16 protein-coding genes and 1 tRNA gene are annotated in these 18,517 nt (G+C 63.1%); 9 read left to right on the top strand and 8 right to left on the bottom strand.

Annotation, left to right across the window (positions count from 1 at the left end; all coding sequences use genetic code 11):
• Positions 1 to 154: 154 nt before the first annotated feature.
• The 5 genes from paoA to ACZ5TH_RS10425 all read left to right on the top strand — a co-directional run bounded on the left by paoA (position 155) and on the right by ACZ5TH_RS10425 (position 6,870).
• A complete protein-coding gene (gene paoA, locus ACZ5TH_RS10445) occupies positions 155 to 790 on the top strand; it encodes an aldehyde dehydrogenase iron-sulfur subunit PaoA (RefSeq protein WP_460986925.1) in 636 nt (211 codons plus the stop codon).
• Positions 787 to 1,743, top strand: coding sequence for an FAD binding domain-containing protein (locus ACZ5TH_RS10440; protein WP_464793861.1), 957 nt, complete (start codon positions 787 to 789; stop codon positions 1,741 to 1,743). The genes paoA and ACZ5TH_RS10440 overlap by 4 nt, the downstream gene beginning before the upstream one ends.
• Positions 1,740 to 3,956 (top strand): aldehyde oxidoreductase molybdenum-binding subunit PaoC, encoded by a 2,217-nt coding sequence (gene paoC, locus ACZ5TH_RS10435; protein WP_464793860.1) that lies wholly within the window; start codon positions 1,740 to 1,742, stop codon positions 3,954 to 3,956. The genes ACZ5TH_RS10440 and paoC overlap by 4 nt, the downstream gene beginning before the upstream one ends.
• A 58-nt stretch (positions 3,957 to 4,014) precedes the next feature.
• Entirely contained in the window at positions 4,015 to 6,027 is a 2,013-nt protein-coding gene (locus ACZ5TH_RS10430) for a TonB-dependent receptor plug domain-containing protein (RefSeq protein WP_464793859.1), read from the top strand.
• 132 nt (positions 6,028 to 6,159) lie between these two features.
• Entirely contained in the window at positions 6,160 to 6,870 is a 711-nt protein-coding gene (locus ACZ5TH_RS10425; protein ID WP_464771426.1) for a Crp/Fnr family transcriptional regulator, read from the top strand.
• Between the two features lie 51 nt (positions 6,871 to 6,921).
• On the opposite strand, the gene ACZ5TH_RS10420 is transcribed toward ACZ5TH_RS10425, so the two are convergent.
• Entirely contained in the window at positions 6,922 to 7,812 is an 891-nt protein-coding gene (locus ACZ5TH_RS10420; protein ID WP_464793858.1) for a GGDEF domain-containing protein, read from the bottom strand.
• A gap of 204 nt (positions 7,813 to 8,016) precedes the next feature.
• Positions 8,017 to 8,091, bottom strand: a tRNA-Thr gene (locus ACZ5TH_RS10415).
• An 86-nt stretch (positions 8,092 to 8,177) separates the two neighbouring features.
• On the opposite strand from ACZ5TH_RS10415, the gene ACZ5TH_RS10410 reads away from it, so the two are divergent.
• Positions 8,178 to 8,348 carry a hypothetical protein gene (locus ACZ5TH_RS10410; RefSeq protein ID WP_449474368.1) on the top strand — a complete coding sequence of 57 codons (171 nt, stop codon included), beginning with the start codon at positions 8,178 to 8,180 and terminating at the stop codon, positions 8,346 to 8,348.
• A 13-nt stretch (positions 8,349 to 8,361) separates the two neighbouring features.
• On the opposite strand, the gene ACZ5TH_RS10405 is transcribed toward ACZ5TH_RS10410, so the two are convergent.
• On the bottom strand, positions 8,362 to 10,143 hold the full coding sequence (locus ACZ5TH_RS10405) for an aminopeptidase P family protein (RefSeq protein WP_464793857.1): 1,782 nt from the start codon (positions 10,141 to 10,143) through the stop codon (positions 8,362 to 8,364).
• A gap of 106 nt (positions 10,144 to 10,249) precedes the next feature.
• Here ACZ5TH_RS10405 and ACZ5TH_RS10400 point away from each other — a divergent pair, with 106 nt between their 5' ends.
• The 3 genes from ACZ5TH_RS10400 (at position 10,250) to ACZ5TH_RS10390 (ending at position 13,528) form a co-directional block, all read left to right on the top strand.
• Positions 10,250 to 12,313 carry a S9 family peptidase gene (locus tag ACZ5TH_RS10400; protein WP_464793856.1) on the top strand — a complete coding sequence of 688 codons (2,064 nt, stop codon included), beginning with the start codon at positions 10,250 to 10,252 and terminating at the stop codon, positions 12,311 to 12,313.
• Positions 12,314 to 12,422: 109 nt separating this feature from the next.
• On the top strand, positions 12,423 to 12,821 hold the full coding sequence (locus tag ACZ5TH_RS10395) for an acyl-CoA thioesterase (RefSeq protein ID WP_464793855.1): 399 nt from the start codon (positions 12,423 to 12,425) through the stop codon (positions 12,819 to 12,821).
• A gap of 89 nt (positions 12,822 to 12,910) precedes the next feature.
• The gene (locus ACZ5TH_RS10390; RefSeq protein ID WP_464793854.1) at positions 12,911 to 13,528 is read left to right on the top strand and encodes a hypothetical protein; all 618 of its coding nucleotides are present in this window, start codon (positions 12,911 to 12,913) and stop codon (positions 13,526 to 13,528) included.
• A gap of 53 nt (positions 13,529 to 13,581) precedes the next feature.
• Here the strand turns inward: ACZ5TH_RS10390 and ACZ5TH_RS10385 are convergent, their stop codons facing one another.
• The 5 genes from ACZ5TH_RS10385 to ACZ5TH_RS10365 all read right to left on the bottom strand — a co-directional run bounded on the left by ACZ5TH_RS10385 (position 13,582) and on the right by ACZ5TH_RS10365 (position 18,497).
• A complete protein-coding gene (locus ACZ5TH_RS10385; RefSeq protein WP_464793853.1) occupies positions 13,582 to 13,857 on the bottom strand; it encodes a hypothetical protein in 276 nt (91 codons plus the stop codon).
• 11 nt (positions 13,858 to 13,868) lie between these two features.
• Entirely contained in the window at positions 13,869 to 15,728 is a 1,860-nt protein-coding gene (locus tag ACZ5TH_RS10380) for an ABCB family ABC transporter ATP-binding protein/permease (protein WP_464793852.1), read from the bottom strand.
• A 174-nt stretch (positions 15,729 to 15,902) separates the two neighbouring features.
• Positions 15,903 to 16,742: a 2,3,4,5-tetrahydropyridine-2,6-dicarboxylate N-succinyltransferase gene (dapD, locus tag ACZ5TH_RS10375; RefSeq protein WP_460986913.1), complete on the bottom strand. Its 840-nt coding sequence runs from the start codon at positions 16,740 to 16,742 to the stop codon at positions 15,903 to 15,905.
• On the bottom strand, positions 16,739 to 17,410 hold the full coding sequence (locus ACZ5TH_RS10370) for a pyrimidine 5'-nucleotidase (RefSeq protein WP_464793851.1): 672 nt from the start codon (positions 17,408 to 17,410) through the stop codon (positions 16,739 to 16,741). Before ACZ5TH_RS10370 ends, dapD begins: the two co-directional genes overlap by 4 nt.
• Before the next feature lie 211 nt (positions 17,411 to 17,621).
• Entirely contained in the window at positions 17,622 to 18,497 is an 876-nt protein-coding gene (locus tag ACZ5TH_RS10365) for an LOG family protein (RefSeq protein WP_464793850.1), read from the bottom strand.
• Positions 18,498 to 18,517 lie beyond the last annotated feature (20 nt).

Here is an 18,517-nt window from a genome sequence, read left to right as displayed (position 1 = left end):
TTTATCCCGCTGGCGGACTTTTGGGCGGGGGCAGAAGGACTGCGCTTGGCTGCGGAAGGCGCGCGCCCTATCTGAGCGACGCTGCATCTTTTATGACCGTGGCGGATCATCCGGGAATATGCTTCGTATTGGCTACGGCAGGAGGAAGGACGATATGGCGCCAGATGATCTGACTCGTCGTGCCGTGTTGCAGGGCGGGGGAGCGGTGATGGCGGTTCCGGTCGTGGCGGACGCGGCAACCGGGGCCATGCGAGTGCCTAAATCTAACGAGGGAAGACACATGACCACCGTAGAGCTTACAGTGAACGGCCGTCAGGTGCATCTGCCACTCGATCCGCGCACGACATTGCTGGACGCCCTGCGTGAGCATCTGCACCTCACCGGCACCAAGAAGGGCTGCGACCATGGTCAGTGTGGCGCCTGCACGGTGATTGTCGAGGGTCAGCGGATCAACAGCTGCCTCACGCTGGCCGTCATGCATGAAGGCGAAACCGTCACCACGATCGAGGGCCTCGGCACGCCGGAAAAGCTTCATCCGATGCAGCGGGCCTTCATCACGCATGACGGATATCAATGCGGTTACTGCACGCCCGGACAAATCTGTTCCGCCGTAGCCGTTCTGGGCGAGATCAAGGCGGGTATTCCCAGCCACGTGACGGAAAATCTGGAACAGGTCGCCTTCTCGGACGCGGAATTGCGGGAGCGGATGAGCGGTAACATCTGCCGCTGCGCCGCGTATCCCAACATCATCGCTGCCATTCGTGATGTCGCCGGGGAGGACAAGGCATGAGGCCATTCACCTACAGCCGAGCCGACAGCGTCGAAGATGCCGTGAAAGCCGCTGCGGATACGAAAGGCGCGCGCTTCATCGCAGGCGGCACCAATTTGCTCGACCTCATGAAGCTCCAGATCGAAACACCCTCGCATCTGATCGACGTCAATCATCTCGGCCTCGATCGGATCGAGCGGACGGCCGAGGGCGGCTTACGGATCGGGGCGATGGTCCGCAACACGGCACTTGCGGCGGACAAAATGGTGCGGCGCGACTATGCAGTGCTTAGCCGTGCGCTGCTTGCGGGCGCATCGGGCCAATTGCGCAACAAGGCAACGACTGCCGGAAACCTGCTCCAGCGCACCCGCTGCCCCTATTTTTACGACATACGCATGCCCTGCAACAAAAGGAAACCGGGCAGCGGATGTGGAGCATTGAAGGGGATCAGCCGCAGTCTGGCGATCATCGGCACCAGCGACGCCTGCATCGCGCAGCATCCTTCCGACATGGCCGTGGCGATGCGCGTGCTGGATGCGACGGTGGATACGGTGGCCCCGGACGGGACGCGCCGCTCCATTCCCATAGCGGATTTTCACCTGCTGCCGGGGGATACGCCACATGTCGAACATGCGCTGCAACCGGGCGAACTCATAACGTCGGTGACATTACCCCGGCCGATTGGCGGCACCCATGTCTATCGCAAGGTGCGCGATCGCCATTCCTATGCCTTTGCCCTTGTTTCCGTGGCGGCAGTGTTCGACGGGGATGGCGGCGCCCGCTTCGCTTTTGGCGGCATCGCGCCCAAGCCATGGCGCGTCCCGGCCGCGGATGCGGCGGCCAAGGCTGGTCCGGCTGCGGTTGCTGAAGCCGCGTTGGCAGGCGCACGGCCCACCGATCAGAACGCGTTCAAGCAGCAACTGACCGCCAGGACGCTGGCATCCCTCTTCCGCCAGAAGGAGGCGCGGCCATGAAGTTCGACAAGCCCGCTACGATCAATCCCATCGATCGCGGCCGCGTAGTCGGGATTGCGCATGATCGCATCGACGGAGCGGCAAAGGTCACAGGAACCGCGCCCTATGCCTATGAACGGCATGATGCCGCGCCCCATGCCGCCTATGGCTGGATTGTCGGATCGTTAATCGCGAAGGGCAAGATCGACGCGATGGACCTGCGTGCCGCTCAAGCGGCACCGGGCGTTCTGGCCATCGTCACGCATCAAAATGCCGGGCCGCTCGCGAAGGGCGGGAGGAACACCGCTCACCTGCTGGGCGGACCCCTGATCGAACATTATGATCAGGCGGTGGCGTTGATCGTCGCCGATACGTTTGAAAATGCCCGCGACGCCGCACGGCTGCTGCGCATCGACTACAGCCCGGAAAAAGGGCGTTACGATCTCGCTACCGAACGCGGGAATGCCATCGTGCCGGAAGAGGGGTTTGGCGGCCCGGCCGACACGCGCGCGGGGGATTTCGACGCGGGTTTCGCCAGCGCGGCGGTAAAGATCGACCGGAGCTACACGACGCCCGACCAAAGCCATGCGATGATGGAACCCCATGCGACCACGGCTGCATGGAATGGCGATCAGCTGACCTTATGGACATCCAACCAGATGGTCGCCTGGACCGTCGAGGACATGGCGGCCACGCTGAAGATCCCGAAGGAAAAGGTCCGGGTCGTCTCCCCCTATATCGGCGGTGGCTTTGGCGCGAAGCTGTTCCTGCGCGCCGACGCATTGCTGGCGGCTCTGGGCGCACGGATGGCGGGTCGGCCGGTCAAGGTGGCCCTCGCCCGGCCGCAGGTGCCCAACAACACCACCCACCGCGCCGCGACCATTCAGCGTATTCGCATCGGTGCGGACAAGGATGGCGTCATCGACGCGATCGCCCATGAAGTCTGGTCCGGCGATTTGCCGGGCGGTGGTCCGGAGGTCGCGGCGCAACAGACGCGGCTGCTTTATCGCGGTGCCAATCGGCTGACCGCGCACCGGCTGGCGGTACTGGACCTGCCCGAAGCCAATGCGATGCGCGCTCCGGGCGAAGCCGTGGGCCTGCTGGCGCTGGAAGTCGCCATGGATGAACTGGCCGAAGCCTGCGACATTGACCCGGTCGAACTGCGCATCCGCAACGATGTGCAATATGATCCGGAAGCAGGACCGCAGCGCCCCTTTTCCAGCCGCAAGTTCGTCGAATGCCTGCGTCAGGGCGCGGAGCGGTTCGGATGGGAGAAGCGTCATCCGCAGCCCGGCCAGATACGGGACGGCCGCTGGCTGATCGGCATGGGCGTCGCCGCCGCTTTCCGCAACAATCTCGTCGCGCCCTCCGGCGCACGGGTCGGCGTGGACCGGCGCGGCCATGTCATTGTGGAAACCGACATGACGGACATCGGCACCGGCAGCTACACCATCCTCGCCCAGACGGCGGCGGAAATGCTGGGCGTGCCGATCGAAGCGGTTACGGTGCGTCTGGGCGACAGTCGCTTCCCCATATCGGCTGGATCGGGCGGCCAGTTCGGCGCGAACAGCGCAACCGCAGGACTTTATGCTGCCTGCGTTGCTTTGCGAGCCAAGCTGGCCGCCAAGGCTGGCTTCCCGGCGGACGACGTCATTTTCGAAGACGGGCTGGTGCGATTTGGCAATCAGTCGCAGCCCATCGGCAGTCTCGCGGAAGAGGGCGGCCTGTGGGCGGAGGATCGGATCACCTTCGGCAAATTGACCAAAGACTATGCGCAGGCGACCTTCGGAGCGCATTTCTGCGAAGTCGGGGTAGACATCGACACGGCGGAAGTGCGGGTCAGGCGAATGGGCGGGGCGTTCGCGGCGGGCCGCATCCTCAATCCAAAATCGGCCCGCAGCCAGGTCATCGGCGCCATGACGATGGGTGTTGGCGCGGCATTGATGGAGGAGCTGCATGTCGACACGCGATTTGGCTTCTTCGTCAATCATGACATGGCCGAATATGTGGTCCCCGTGCATGCCGATATTCCCGAGCAGGATGTGCTTTTCCTTGATGAACTGGACGACAAATCCTCTCCGATGAAGGCCAAGGGCGTGGGCGAACTCGGCATCTGCGGTGCTGGCGCAGCGGTTGCCAATGCCATCTATAACGCCACGGGAATCCGCCTGCGCGACTATCCGCTCACCATCGACAAGCTGCTGGCCGGGCGGGAAGGGTCGGCGCTGGCCTGACGCCGCACGGCGGGCGGCGTCGTTGTCAGGGGCAGGGTGCACCGCTATCAGCGGCGCCATGAAAGCCGCGCCCCTTTGCCTATTGCCTGCATTGCTGTCCTCTGCCGCGCTCGCCCAACCGGCGGCATCTGACAATGCGCAGGCACGCATCGTCATCACGGGAGCGGGCTTGCCACTGCCGCCCGGCACGCCTGCCTATGGGTCGGTGGAGATCGAACGGCAACGCCTGCTAAACAGTGCGTCCGGCAGGATCGAAAGCATCCTGACCGACATAGCCGGGTTCCAGCAGTTTCGCCGATCCGACAGCCGGTCGGCAAATCCTTCGGCCCAAGGGGCGAGCTTGCGCGCCTTGGGCGGCAATGCGTCCAGCCGTACCCTGCTTTTGCTGGACGGCGTGCCGATGGCCGACCCGTTTTTCGGCTATATCCCTTTCAGCGCGCTGGTGCCCGATCGGCTTTCAGGCGCACGCGTGACGCGTGGGGGCGGCGTCGGCGCTTTCGGATCGGGCGCGGCCGCAGGGACCATCGAACTGGCAAGCGCCACACGTGAACAATTGCCCATGCTGGCCGCCAGCGCCCTTTATGGCAGCCGCGACGCGACCGAACTGTCCGCCAGCCTCACGCCTGATCTTGGCGGCGGCTTCGTCTCCCTCTCCGGCCGTTGGGACAGAGGAGATGGCTTCCAAACCACGCCATCGGACCAGCGCGTGTCAGCGACGGTCCCTGCCACCTATGACAGTTGGTCGGCCAATCTGCGCGCCGTGGTTCCGGTTTCCGCCAGCCAGGAACTGCAATTCCGCACGATATTGTTCCACGACGATCGGACGCTTCGCTTTCGTGGCGCGGACAGTGTGAGCGAAGGGCAGGATGTAAGCATCCGTTACGTGTCGCGGGGCCGGTGGCAGGTCGACGCCCTTGCCTATGTTCAGGCGCGCAACTTTTCGAACATCGTGATTTCCTCCAATCCGCCTTTCCGCAAGACGCTGGATCAGCGGAACACGCCTTCCACTGGTCTTGGTGGCAAAGTCGAACTGCGTCCGCCGGTTGGTTCGGATCATCTGCTGCGCATCGGCGTGGACAGCCGCTTTGCCAGTGGCGACATGTTCGAGGATGCCTACAGCGCCACCACCGGATTGGTTACCGCGCGCCGCCATGCGGGGGGGCGACAACTCACCACGGGCATGTTCGCCGAAGATGACTGGACGCTGGGTCGCCTTGTCCTGACGGGAGGGGTCCGAGCCGACCGTTGGACGATATCCGACGGCTTCTTCCGCGCGGCGGGTGCTGGCGCGACCGACCGGGATTTTAAGAATCGCTCCGACTGGCAGATGTCGGGCCGGACCGGGGTACTATGGCATGCCGGGGAGGGAATTTCCGTGCGAGGCGCGGCGTATACCGGCTTCCGCTTGCCGACGCTGAATGAGCTTTACCGGCCTTTCGTCGTCTTTCCGGTCACGACGCAGGCCAACGACGCTCTGGTGCCCGAGAAGCTGAAGGGGATCGAGGCCGGGATCGATGTCAGCCCCGTCAAAGGCATGACCTTGTCGGCAACCGCCTTCTATAACCGGCTGGACGACGCCATCGCCAACCTCACGATCGGCACCAATATGCGCAAGCGGGAAAATGTCGACGCCATCGTGGCCAAGGGGATCGAACTGAGCGCTGTCGGCCAGATAGGCTCGCTATTCCTGTCTGCCTCCTATGCCTACAGCCACAGCGTCGTTCATGCGTCGGGCAGCCTGTTCGACGGCCTTTCCCCTGCCCAGACGCCCCGCCACGCCGCCAGCACGACATTGGCCTGGCAGCCCCGGCGCGGATCTGGCCTGTCGGCCACCCTGCGTTATGTCTCCGCCCAGTATGAAGACGATCTTCATGCCGATCGCCTGCCGGGCGCCGTGACGGCCGACGCCGTCGCCCGCTTGTCGATCGGTCACGGCGTCCAACTGATCCTGCGCGGCGAAAATCTGTTCGATGAAGATGTCGTCACCCGCCGCGTCACCACCGGCACGGGGGTGTCGGAGGACCTCGGCGCGCCACGCACATTGTGGGTCGGACTGACCCTCAACCGCTGAATCTTACGCTTCTTGCTCCACTTTAAAGAGGGCAGACGCGCGCTTTGCTAGAGCGGCCGGAACGATCCGATCCGAGGTTCCGTGCGCGCAATTTTCGATGACTCTTCCCCGCCAGCTTTTTCGACGGCCCGATTGGCTGAATTTCGGTCGCCAAGCCCGGCGGAACTCGAAATTTTCTCCAGCCTCGCAGGCCCGGTTCAGCAGATCGCGCGCAACCGGACGATACGGCGGGAAGGGGATACCCCCCAGTCAATCTATATGCTGCTGGAAGGCTGGGCGATCAGCAGCATGACGCTGGCCGATGGCGGGCGGCAGATATTGAAGGTGCATTTGCCCGGCGACATTCTGGGCACGCCCAGCATGGCGCTCGACCGGGCGGCGGAGACTTTGACGGCGCTCACGCCCGTCAAGCTGCGCACGATCAGCCTGTCGGCCTTTGGCGGCCTTTTCACCCGCGCGCCGCACATGGCGGCCCTCATGTTCCTCAGCGTGCAGCAGGAACGCGTCATGCTGATGGACCGGCTCTGCTCGATCGGCCGCACTTCGGCCGAATCCCGCCTCGCCGACTTTCTGGTTCACCTGCATGGCCGCCTGAACGTGGTTCAGCCGGGCACCGGGCCGCGCTTCGAGCATCCGCTGACGCAGGAACAGATTGGCGACGTCATCGGCCTTACCGCCGTCCATGTGAACCGTGTCTTCCGCACGCTGGAGGACAAGGGACTCATCCTGCGGGACGGCCACATGATCGAACTGCTCGACATTCCGGCCCTGCGCAAACTCAGCGGCGTACCGCCCCGTACACTCGCGCGGGATTTGAGTTGGCTGCCCAAGCCGCTGCCCTGACCCGTGTCTGCCATGCTCCAGGAAAAGCCGGGAACGCGGCAGGACCGCCCGTCATCCCATCAGGATCATGTTCCGCCCCTGCGCCTTGGCCCGGTATAGCGCCGCGTCGGCATCGTTGAGCGCGCCCGCCCATTCCGCACCTTCGTTGACGAGCGCAACGCCCGCCGAAAAGGTGATGGCGCCCATCGGCTCATCGGTGTCACGCAGCCTGAAGGCCCGTTGCCCCAGATCGCGTCGGGCTGTGTCCAGCAGCTCCACGGCCTGTTCTGGCGCCAATCCCTTCATTACCACCAGAAATTCCTCGCCGCCCCAGCGGCCCACCAGTTGCCCGCCGCAGCTTTCGACCAGCGAAGTTGCGACCATCTTCAGCACCCGGTCGCCGACCGAATGGCCATATTGGTCGTTGACACGCTTGAAATGATCGACGTCGCAGATCGCGACGGCGAAGGAGCGTTTCGCGCTTTTCAGCTGGTCCATCGCCGTTTCCAGCGCTCGCCGGTTAAACAGGCCGGTCAACGCATCAAGGTTCGCGTCATGGCGCGCGGTGTCGAGTTCCTGCCTTAGGACCTCCACCTCCCTTGCTGCTGCGGCGAGATCCTGCTCGGCCCGCAAGGAACGTTCGATCATGTCGGAAATGACAAGGCCCACGCCAGCGACGTCCTTGTCCGCCAGCTTTTCATAACCGATGTTGAGGTCCCGGTTGAAATCTCCGGTCCGTTCCGCCGCGCTGTTGGCGACTTCGGCCAGCCGCAGGAGTTGATGCCGGGTCTGGTTTCTCAGGGCGTCGGCGTTATGGGCTGTACCCTGACCGCCAAAGCTGCCGAGACAGCGCACAAAGATGTCGTCCGCCTGCTGCTGACTCATCCTGATGCCGCCATCCGTGGCATCGTTGACGGCTTTCGACAGCGGCTCGTTCGTGCCGCTTTTCAGCACGTAGCCCATTGCATAATTTTGCGGCGTAGGCGCGAGGCTTTGACGTTGAAGAAACGTTAAGACCTCGTGCGCAACGGCTTGTTGCTCGCGCACCTAAAATTCCCCCCCGGATTTCCCGATTCCCCCGCAGGCGAAATAATATGGATTAAATTACGTAACAATAATCAAAAATAGGAAAATAGGCGAGCATGACTGCTCCAGCCGGTCGGGAAATGGTGCTGCCGGCGAGGATTGAACTCGCGACCTCAGCCTTACCAAGGATGCGCTCTACCACTGAGCTACGGCAGCACTTTCACCATCCCGCAGAGCCTTTCGGGCTGCGGAGCCGGGCCTATGGCCGCGCGCGTCCTGCTTGTCAAGGCGGGTTGCGGCCGATGCCCCAATTTGCTTATGGCGCGGCGATGACCAGTGGACAGGACGATCGCAAGGCACGGCTGGCGCAGGCGCTGCGCGACAATTTACGCCGCCGCAAGGCGCAGGCGCGGGAGGAGGCAGGTCGCGCCACGCCGTCACCAGCCAACCAGAAAGATCAGGCCGACGAATAAGGGTGCGACGCCGTCACAAGGGCGCGCAGGCCTGTTTCAACCATTCCAGCGCGTCACCATCCAGCTGCGGCCCGACAATCTCGACCGCCTTGGCATGATAGGCATCGACCCACGCCCGTTCGTCCGCCGTCAATAATTCCACCGCGATGGCGTTGCGATCGATCGGCGCGAAGGTCAGCGTTTCAAAGCCCAGCATCTCCCGCTCGGCTCCGGGCACATCACGCCGCTCGACCAGCACCAGATTTTCGATGCGGATGCCATATTCGCCGGTCTTGTAATAGCCCGGCTCGTTGGACAGGATCATGCCCGGTTGCAGAGGTTCGTCGCCACCTCCGGCTGTCGCAATGCGCTGCGGCCCCTCATGCACCGACAGGAAGCTGCCGACGCCATGCCCCGTGCCATGGGCATAGTCGAGCCCTTCCGCCCAAAGAAACTGGCGCGCCAGAACATCCAGCTGGCTCCCGCGCGTTCCCGCCGGAAACAGCGCCCGGCCAAGCGCGATATGCCCCTTCAGCACCAGCGTGAAGCGCCGCTTCATCTCTTCCGTCGGCGGCCCGATCGCGATCGTCCGCGTCACATCGGTGGTGCCGTCGCGATACTGGCCGCCCGAATCGACCAGATAGAAAGATCCCTGTTCAATCGGCCGATTGGTCTTTTCCTCGACCCGGTAATGCACCACCGCGCCATTGGGACCAGCGCCGCTGATTGTGTCGAAGGACAGGTCCTCCAGCAGCCCGGTCTCCTTGCGGAACACCTCCAGCCGGGCGGCGGCCGCAAGCTCATCGACCTCGCCCTTGGGCGTTTCGACGGCAATCCAGTGCAGGAAACGTGACAGGGCAGCACCGTCGCGTGCCTGCGCTGCCTTATGCCCGGCGATCTCCACCGGGTTCTTGATCGCCTTGGGCAGCACGGCCGGATCGCGGAGCGACAATATCGTTGCCCCGCCCGCGTCCAGCGCTTCGAAGATCGCCGCCACGGCCCGCTCCGGGTCCGCTGCCACCGTCTTGCCTGCAAAATCTCCCAGCGCGCCGGCAAAGTCCGCGCGCGGATGCACGCGCACTGCGTTGCCCAGATGCTGCACGACCACTTCGTCAATCTTCTCGGGCGCGACATAGAGGTCCGCCGTCGCATCGGCATGCACGATGGCATAGGCCAGCGCGACAGGGGTGCGCGACACATCCTTGCCCCGGATGTTGAAGGTCCAGGCGATGGAATCCAGCGCCGACAGCACCACCGCGTCCGCCTTCTTCGCCGTCAGCCAGTCGGCCATTGCCTGCCGCTTGTCCGCGGCGCTCTGCCCGGCATAGCGATCCTCATGGATCATCAGCCGCGCATCGCTGGGGGCAGGGCGATCGGGCCAAACGGCATCCACCGGATTGGTCTCCACCGCCACCAGCTCCGCCCCGCGTTCTGCCAGCGCTTCGCTCGCCGCCTTCACCCATGCGCGGGTGTGCAGCCAGGGATCATAGCCGATCCGCCCGCCCTCGGGAGCATGAACGCCCAGCCATGCCGCGACGGAGGTCTGCGGCACGCTCTCAAACTGCCAATGCGCGGCATCCACCTGCTCGCGCACTTGCAGCGTGTAGCGCCCGTCGACAAAGATCGCCGCTTCTTGCCGAAGCACCACCGCGCTCCCCGCCGATCCCTGAAAGCCCGTCAGCCAGGCGAGGCGCTGCGCATATTCGCCGACATATTCGCTCATATGCTCATCGGTCAGCGGCACCACAAAGCCGTCCAGCCGCTCGCGCACCAACTGTTCGCGCAGGGCTTTCAGACGGTCTTCATGGGTCGACATCGCATTTCCTTGATCGAGAACCCTTGCGCAGGGCAGGCTGCCGCCAACATAAGCAGGCCCAGCCGCTTATGCCAGCGCGCCTCCTATACGAGAATCAGGATACTGAATGACCGCCGACAGCACGCCTCCTTCCGCCGCCCGCCGCCCGCACAGCTTCGCCCGCCACGGCATCACAGTGGAAGATCCCTGGGCATGGCTGCGCGATCCGGGTTATCCGGACGTGAAGGACAAGGATGTCCTGTCCTATCTTGAGGCGGAAAACGCCTTTTTCGAAAAGGCGATGGAGCCGCACAAGCGGCTGACCGACGCGCTCTTTGCGGAGATGAAGGGCCGCATCAAGGAAGATGACAGCTCCGTCCCGCAAAAGGACGGCGATTATGTCTATTGGCGGGCGTTCGAGACCGGCGCGCAATATCGCAAATGGTATCGCCGCCCGGTCGCTGGTGGCGACGATCAACTGATCCTGGATGAGCCATCACTGGCGGAAGGACATGAATATTTTCGCCTCGGCGCGCTGTCGGTCAGCCCGGACGGCCGCTACCTCGCCTACGCCATCGACAATAATGGTTCGGAACGGTTCGAGGCGCGGATCAAGGACCTGTTCACCGGCGAAATCCTGCCCGAAGTCATCCCCGACACGCTCTCCTCGCTCGTCTGGACCAGCGACAGCAAGGGCCTGCTCTACGGCATTGCCAACGACCAATGGCGCACTGACAATGCGCGGCTCCACTGGCTGGGCCAGCCGGTGGATAGCGATGTCGAGCTTTTCCATGAGGATGATGAGGGCTTCCGCGTGTCGGTCGGCCTCACCTCCTCGGAAAAATGGATCGTCATCGCCACAGGCGACCATGTCACCACCGAAAGCTGGCTGCTGCCCGCCGACAATCCCTTGGCTCAGCCGCTGCTCGTTTCCGCGCGCAAGCCCGGCCGCGAATATGATGTCGATGAGCATGAGGACACGCTCTACATCCGCACCAACGACACCCATCCCAACTTCCGGCTGGTAAAAGCCTCGCTGAATGCTCCGGATAACTGGTCGGAAGTGATCGCCGCCGATCCGCATTTCTACCTGACCGATTTCACCCTGTTCAAAAACTTCTACGTCACCGAAGGGCGGCAGGACGGGCTCGACCAGATCGAACTGCGCGATTACGCGACCCACTCGGCCAAGCGGCTTTCCTTCCCGGAGGCGAGCTATTCCGCCTCGCTCGACGACAATCCCGAATATGATGTGACGAAGCTGCGCATCGGCTATGAATCCATGGTCACGCCGGACACCATCTACGACTACCACCTCGGCAACGGCGAGATGGAGGTTCTGAAGGTCCAGGAAATCCCCTCGGGCTACGACGCGACCCGCTACGCAACCGAACGGCTGACCATCCCCGCGCGTGACGGCACGCCCATCCCGGTCTCAATCGTCTATCCCAAGGACCACCCCCGCGATGGCAGCGCGCCGCTCCACCTCTATGGCTATGGCGCCTACGGCATCGCGATGGAACCGGGTTTTTCGACCAGCCGCCTGTCGCTGCTCGACCGGGGCTTTGTGTTCGCTCTCGCCCATATCCGGGGCGGCGATGACCTCGGCCAACAATGGTATCTGGATGGCAAGCTCGACAAGCGCACCAACACCTTCAACGACTTCGTCGATGTGGCGAAGGGCCTGATCGAGCACGGCTATACCTCAAAGGGTCGGATCAGCATCTCCGGCGGCTCGGCGGGCGGCGAGTTGATGGGGGCGGTGATTAATTCCGATCCTGACCTCTGGGGTGCCGTCGTCGCGCACGTCCCATTCGTCGATGTCCTCAACACCATGCTCGATGAAAGCCTGCCGCTGACGCCCGGCGAATGGCCCGAATGGGGCAATCCGATCGAGGACAAGGCGGCGTTTGAGACGATCCTGTCCTACGACCCCTACAATAATGTGAGGGCGCAATCCTACCCGCCGCTCCTCGTCACCGCCGGGCTTAACGACCCGCGCGTCACCTATTGGGAACCGGCCAAGTGGGTGGCAAAGCTGCGCGCGACCAAAACGGACCAGAATGTCCTGCTGCTCAAAACCAACATGGGCGCAGGCCATGGCGGTAAATCAGGCCGCTTCGAAAGCCTCCAGGAAACGGCCGAGGAATTCACCTTCATCCTCTGGCAGTTGGGTGCTGATGAGGCATGAGCGTGCTCGTCTCTCCTCCGTTCGCCCTGAGCCTGTCGAAGGGCTCTTCTTTTCTTTGGAGAGAAGTAATGGGCTTCGACAAGCTCAGCCCGAACGGAGAGAGGGGATAATGTCCTCCACATACACCACCCGGATCACCGCAGGCCCCGAGCATATCGACATGCTAGGCCATGTGAACAACGCCGTCTGGGTGCAGTGGATGGAGCAGGTCGCGACCGAACATTGGACCCGCGATGCCGCGCCGAAACATCTCGACGCTTATCTCTGGGTCGTGACGCGGCACGAGATCGACTATCGCGGCAATGTGCGGGAGGGGGAGCTGGTTACCGCGCGCACCTGGATAGCGGAACCGCCGCGTGGCGCTCGGTTCGACCGGCACATGGAATTCATCGGCCCGGACGGCAAGGTCAAGGTCAGCGCCAAATCCACCTGGGCGATCATCAACCGGACAAGCGGCCGCATCCTGCGCGTCCCAGCCGATGTCGCCGCCCCTTTTCTGCCAGACTGACGGCAGCCCATCTCTCTCCAGCAACCGCGCATCCGGAACCCGGTTCATTCCGGCACGTTACCCGGCCCTCAACAGTCTCAGGAGAGAATATGCGTAAATCCGGCTATTCCCTACGCGCTCTTGCCGCCGCTTCGGCGCTTTTCCTGGCGAGCGGTCCCGCGCTCGCAGGCGATGAAGAACAGGCGCTCACGGCCATCGCGCAGGCGCAGGGCAAGATCGACGCCGCCGCCAAGCTGCAGGCGGGCCAGTTCGATCCGGCCGTTCTCGCCAAAGCCCAGACTTCGCTCCGCCTAGCTCAGGAACGGCTGAAGAGCGGCAAGGAGCAGGATGCTATCAAGGCCGCCGTCGAGGCGCAGGGCTTTGCCGACACCGCCATCGGCCAGAGCCAGGTGAGCGTCAAGACCGATGCAGAGGTTCAGGCGTCCACCGCCGCCGCCGCGCAGCAGGATGCCGCCGCCGCCAATGCGCGCGCTGATGCCGCCGAACGTGCCGCCGTTTCCGCTGCTGCCGACGCAAGGGCCGCGCGCGCCGCCGCTGCGACCGCCCCGGCCGCCACCACCGTCACTACCGAAACCGTGAAAAGCGCACCTGTGACAACCGTCCGCAAGGCAGCGCCGGTCAAGCGCAAGATCGTCCGCAAGACGACTTCCGCGCCCGTGCGTGCCACGGTCGTTGAAAAGACGACGACCACCGTCACCAACCGCTGACAACTGGAAGGCAAGCGGCCTCGCGTCCTAAACCGGGGCCGCTTTGCTTAACCTTAGGAGAAGATGCCCACGGCACCTTCCGCCCATAGCAACGTGGCCAGGATGAAGATGGCACCGGCCCACAACAACCGTCGCCCGCGCCCGGTAATTAGCCGCGCACCGAGCTGATAGATCAGCGTAGCGCTGGCGAGCAGCACGCTCGCCACAAGGAAATCATGGCCGGTCCAGCGCACCTCATCGGTGAACCGCATTGCGACCAGCGGCACCATCAAGATGATCGCGATCGCCGCCCAAGGCGCCAGTCGCCAGCCGCGACCGGAGTCCGTCATCTGCCGCATCCTCAACCCATCCTCATCGACGCTTCCCTGACCGCGATGCCGTCATCGATCACCGGATCTGAGGGCATCTCCTCTCGCTCTGTCGCCTGGCGCGTCCACATCGCGGCATAGAGCCCATCGGCCCGCACCAGATCAGCATGGCGTCCGCGTTCCACGATCCGTCCCTGATCCAGCACGATGATCTCATCCGCGTCCACCACCGTCGACAGGCGATGCGCCACCACCAACGTCGTTCGCTTGCGGGAAATGTTGCGCAATACATCCTGGATTTCCGTCTCCGTCCGGCTGTCGAGCGCGCTTGTCGCCTCGTCCAGCACCAGCACGGGCGGGTCCTTCAGCAGCGTGCGAGCAATCGCCACGCGCTGCTTTTCGCCGCCCGACAGCTTCAAGCCCCGTTCGCCCACCCGCGTGTCATAGCCCTGCGGCAGCCGCATGATGAAATCATGGATCGAGGCAGCCTTGGCCGCTGCCTCGATTTCCGCCTGCGTCGCGCCTGCCCGGCCATAGCCGATATTATAACCGACCGTGTCGTTGAACAGCACCATGTCCTGCGGCACGATGCCGATCGCCGCGCGCAGGGATGCCTGCGTAACCTGCGCAATGTCCTGTCCGTCGATCAGGATGCGGCCACCCTGAATGTCGTAGAAACGGAACAGCGTACGCGCGATGGTGGACTTGCCCGCACCCGAAGGCCCGACGATCGCCAATGTCCGTCCGGCTGGCACGGCAAAGCTCACATCATGCAATATCTCGCGATCGGGATCATAGCCGAAGCGCACATGATCGAAGCGTACTTCCCCCGCGTGGACGTGCAGCGCCGGGGCGTTCGGCGCATCGGCGATCTCCGCCTCCGTATCGATCAGCTTGTACATCGCCTCCATGTCGATCACGCCCTGCCGGATCGTCCGGTAAACCATGCCCAGCAGATCGAGCGGCCTGAATAGTTGGCTAAGTAATGTGTTAACCAGCACCACGTCGCCGGTGGTGAAGCTGCCCTTGCTCCATCCCCACACGGTATAACCCATCGCGCCCGCCATCATCAGATTGGTGATCAGCGATTGGCCGATATTCAGCCAGGCTAGGCTGTTTTCCGATTTGACGGCGGCATCGGCGTAACGCCGCATCGCCGTGGAATAGCGCGCTGCCTCGCGACTTTCCGCGCCGAAATATTTCACCGTCTCGAAATTCAATAGGCTATCAACGGCGTGCGCGACCGCGTTGGTGTCCATGTCCACCATGTCGCGGCGCAGTTGATTGCGCCATTCGGTGATGGTGCGGGTGAACCAGATGTAGAGGCCCACCATCGCCAATGTCGCGACGACGAGGCCCGGCCCGAACTTGACGAAGAAGATGACGCAGACCGCCGCCAGTTCCAGCACCGTCGGCGCAATGTTGAACAGCAGGAAATACAGCATCGTGTCGATGCTCTTGGTCCCGCGCTCCACGATCTTGGTGACCGCGCCCGTGCGCCGATCAAGGTGAAAGCGCAGCGACAACCGGTGCAGATGCTTGAAGACATCATCGGACAGCCGCCGCCCGGCCTCCTGCCCAACCCGCTCGAACACGGCGTTGCGCAGATTGTCGAACAGCACGCTCCCAAACCGCGCGCCCGCATAGGCGACGACCAGGGCGACGGCGAGCGCTACGCCCGGTTCCAGACCCGGCGCCATCCGGTCGATCGCGGCCTTATAGGCGAAGGGCATGGCGAGGCTGATGACCTTGGCGAATACCACCAACAGCATGGCAATGGACACGCGCCGCCGCAGCGCCGGGGCGTCTGCGGGCCAGAGATAGGGAAGAAACCGCCGCAGCGTGGCCCAGACGGGCGGAAGGGGGGTGTTGTCAGGTGTGGATGGCGGCATCGGGGGAATGTAGGCGACCGGCGCCCATCTTATAAGCCCCTCCCTTCAGGGAGGGGGAAGGGGTGGGGGCGAGCGCAGCGAGCCGACGCCCTATCCCAGAGGGCGGCACGATTGCTGGCGCAATCGCGGCCCACCCCCCGGCCCCTCCCGCCTGCGGGAGGGGAGTAGTGTCGCTTAATCCCGCAACAACTCATTGATCCCGGTCTTCGACCGCGTCTGCGCATCCACGCGCTTCACGATCACCGCGCAATAAAGGCTCGGCCCTGGCGTGCCGTCAGGCAGCGGCTTACCCGGCAAGGACCCCGGCACGACCACCGAATAGGGCGGCACTTCACCGATGAACACTTCGCCGGTCGAGCGATCGACGATCTTGGTCGACATGCCGATGAACACGCCCATCGACAGCACCGAACCCTTGCCGATGCGCACGCCTTCAACGACTTCCGACCGCGCGCCGATGAAGCAGTCATCCTCGATGATCACCGGGTCAGCCTGCAACGGCTCCAGCACGCCGCCAATGCCAACGCCGCCCGACAGGTGGACATTCTTGCCGATCTGCGCGCAGCTGCCAACGGTCACCCAGGTGTCGACCATCGTGCCTTCATCGACGAATGCGCCGATATTGACGAAGCTCGGCATCAGGATGACATTCTTCGCGATATGCGAACCCGCACGGGCGAAACTGCCCGGCACCGCACGGAAACCGGCGGCGCGAAATGCCCCTTCATCCCAGCCCGCGAACTTGCTCGGCACCTTGTCCCACCAATGGCCAGCGCCCGGACCATTGTCGATCATGACATTGTCGTTGAGGCGGAAGGACAGAAGAACCGCCTTCTTCGCCCATTGATTGACCTGCCAGCCCTCCGCCGTGGGTTCAGCAACGCGCAACTCACCCTTGTCCAGCAGCGCCAGCGCCTTGTCGACCGCCTGACGGACTTCGCCCTGCGTTGTCAGGCTGACATTGGCCCGGTCCTCCCAGGCGGCGTCGATGGTGGCGATCAGATCTTGGCTCATGGTCTTGTCCCCAGAATGTCGGCCAAAAATGGCGTCAGATGGTCGGTTTCGAAATCGATAAAATCCGGATGATGCTCGTGATTGCCTGCTTCAGAGCCATTATTCACCCAGATGGTGGACATGCCGATCGCCTTGGCAGGCCGCAGGTTGCGCGCCATATCCTCGAAGAAAGCGGCGCGGGTAGGATCGACGCCATGGACACGGCACAGCTCGGCATAGCCCGACGGATCGGGCTTCGGAATATATTGGCAGGCATGGATGTCGTGGATCAGCTCGAATGTCTGCCCAAGACCCAGCTTGTCGAGTACGCGCTGCGCATAATCCGCATCGCCATTGGTGAAGATCAGGCGGCGGCCGGGCAGGGCAGCGATATGCGCATTCAGCGCCTCATCCACCTCCAGCCGATCCATGGAAATATCATGCACATAGTCCAGGAAAGCGCGCGGCTCGATGCCATGATGATGCATCAGCCCCGATAGCGTCGTGCCATGTTCCATGAAATAGCGCTTCTGCGTGGCCTTCGCGACGTCCGGGTCACAGCCCAGCAGCCCTTGAATAAACTCGCCCATCTTCACGTCGATCAGCGCGAACAGGTCCGCCTTCGCCGGGTACAGCGTATTGTCCAGATCGAAGATCCAGCAATCGACATGATCAAGCTCGGCACGCATGGCCGCGCCCTAGTCTTCACAACCCCAAGAGGCAACATCTAACCCTTCTCCCCCATGGGGAGAAGGATACGAAGCCTTGGCCCGAAAGGCCTTAGGCGAAGTTGGATGAGGGGGAAGGGGCTAGGCGTCATCTCTCGCCCCTCTCCAGTTCCGACTAGGCGCTTCGCACCAAGTCTCCACATCCTCTCCCCTGAAGGAGAGAGGACAAGCATCAGCGCCCCGGCACTTCACTATCCTGATAAAAACTCTGCACAGCCTCCCACGCATCCTCGGCCGTCTCGACCCAGGTCAGCAAATTCAAGTCCGAAGGCGAAATCACCCCCTCATCCGCCAGCGCTTCGAAATCCACAACACGGGTCCAAAAATCCCGCCCGAACAGCAATATCGGGATGGGCTTCATCTTCCCGGTCTGGATCAACGTCAGCAGTTCAAACATTTCGTCAAAAGTACCGAACCCGCCCGGAAACACAGCCAATGCCCGCGCCCGCAACAGGAAATGCATCTTCCTGAGCGCGAAATAGTGGAACTGGAAGCTCAGCTCCGGCGTCACGAAACGATTGGGCGCCTGCTCATGCGGCAGCACGATGTTCATCCCGATCGTCTGCGCGCCCACATCCGCCGCGCCGCGATTGGCCGCTTCCATGATCGAAGGGCCGCCGCCCGAACACACCACGAAGTGGCGGCATCCCGCCTCATTCACCGGATATTGCGCCGCCATCCCCGCTAGCTTGCGCGCTTCTTCATAATAGCGCGCCTTCTTCCCCAGATTCTCCGCGATCCGCCGCTGGTCGGGCGTCGTGGCGGCGTCGATCCGCGCCTGCACTTGGCTTGGCTCCGGGATGCGAGCCGATCCATAAAAGACGAAAGTGGATTCGATCCTCGCTTCGTCCATCAACAGTTGCGGCTTCAACAGTTCCAATTGAAACCGCACCGGCCGCAAATCCTCGCGCAGCAGGAACTCCGTATCCTGAAAAGCCAGGCGGTAGGCGGCGCTGGTGGTTTGCGGGGTGTCCACGCCTTTCTGGGCATCGGCGGCTTCCTGCCGGGCGGGACGGAATTTGCGTTCTTCGATTTCTTTTCTTGTCATTCAACCCAACTTAGGAAGGT

This window comes from Sphingobium sp. TomTYG73 (assembly GCF_055394245.1).
The sequence above is the reverse complement of the archived record's forward strand: the minus strand, read 5'-3'. Positions and strand labels throughout refer to the sequence as shown.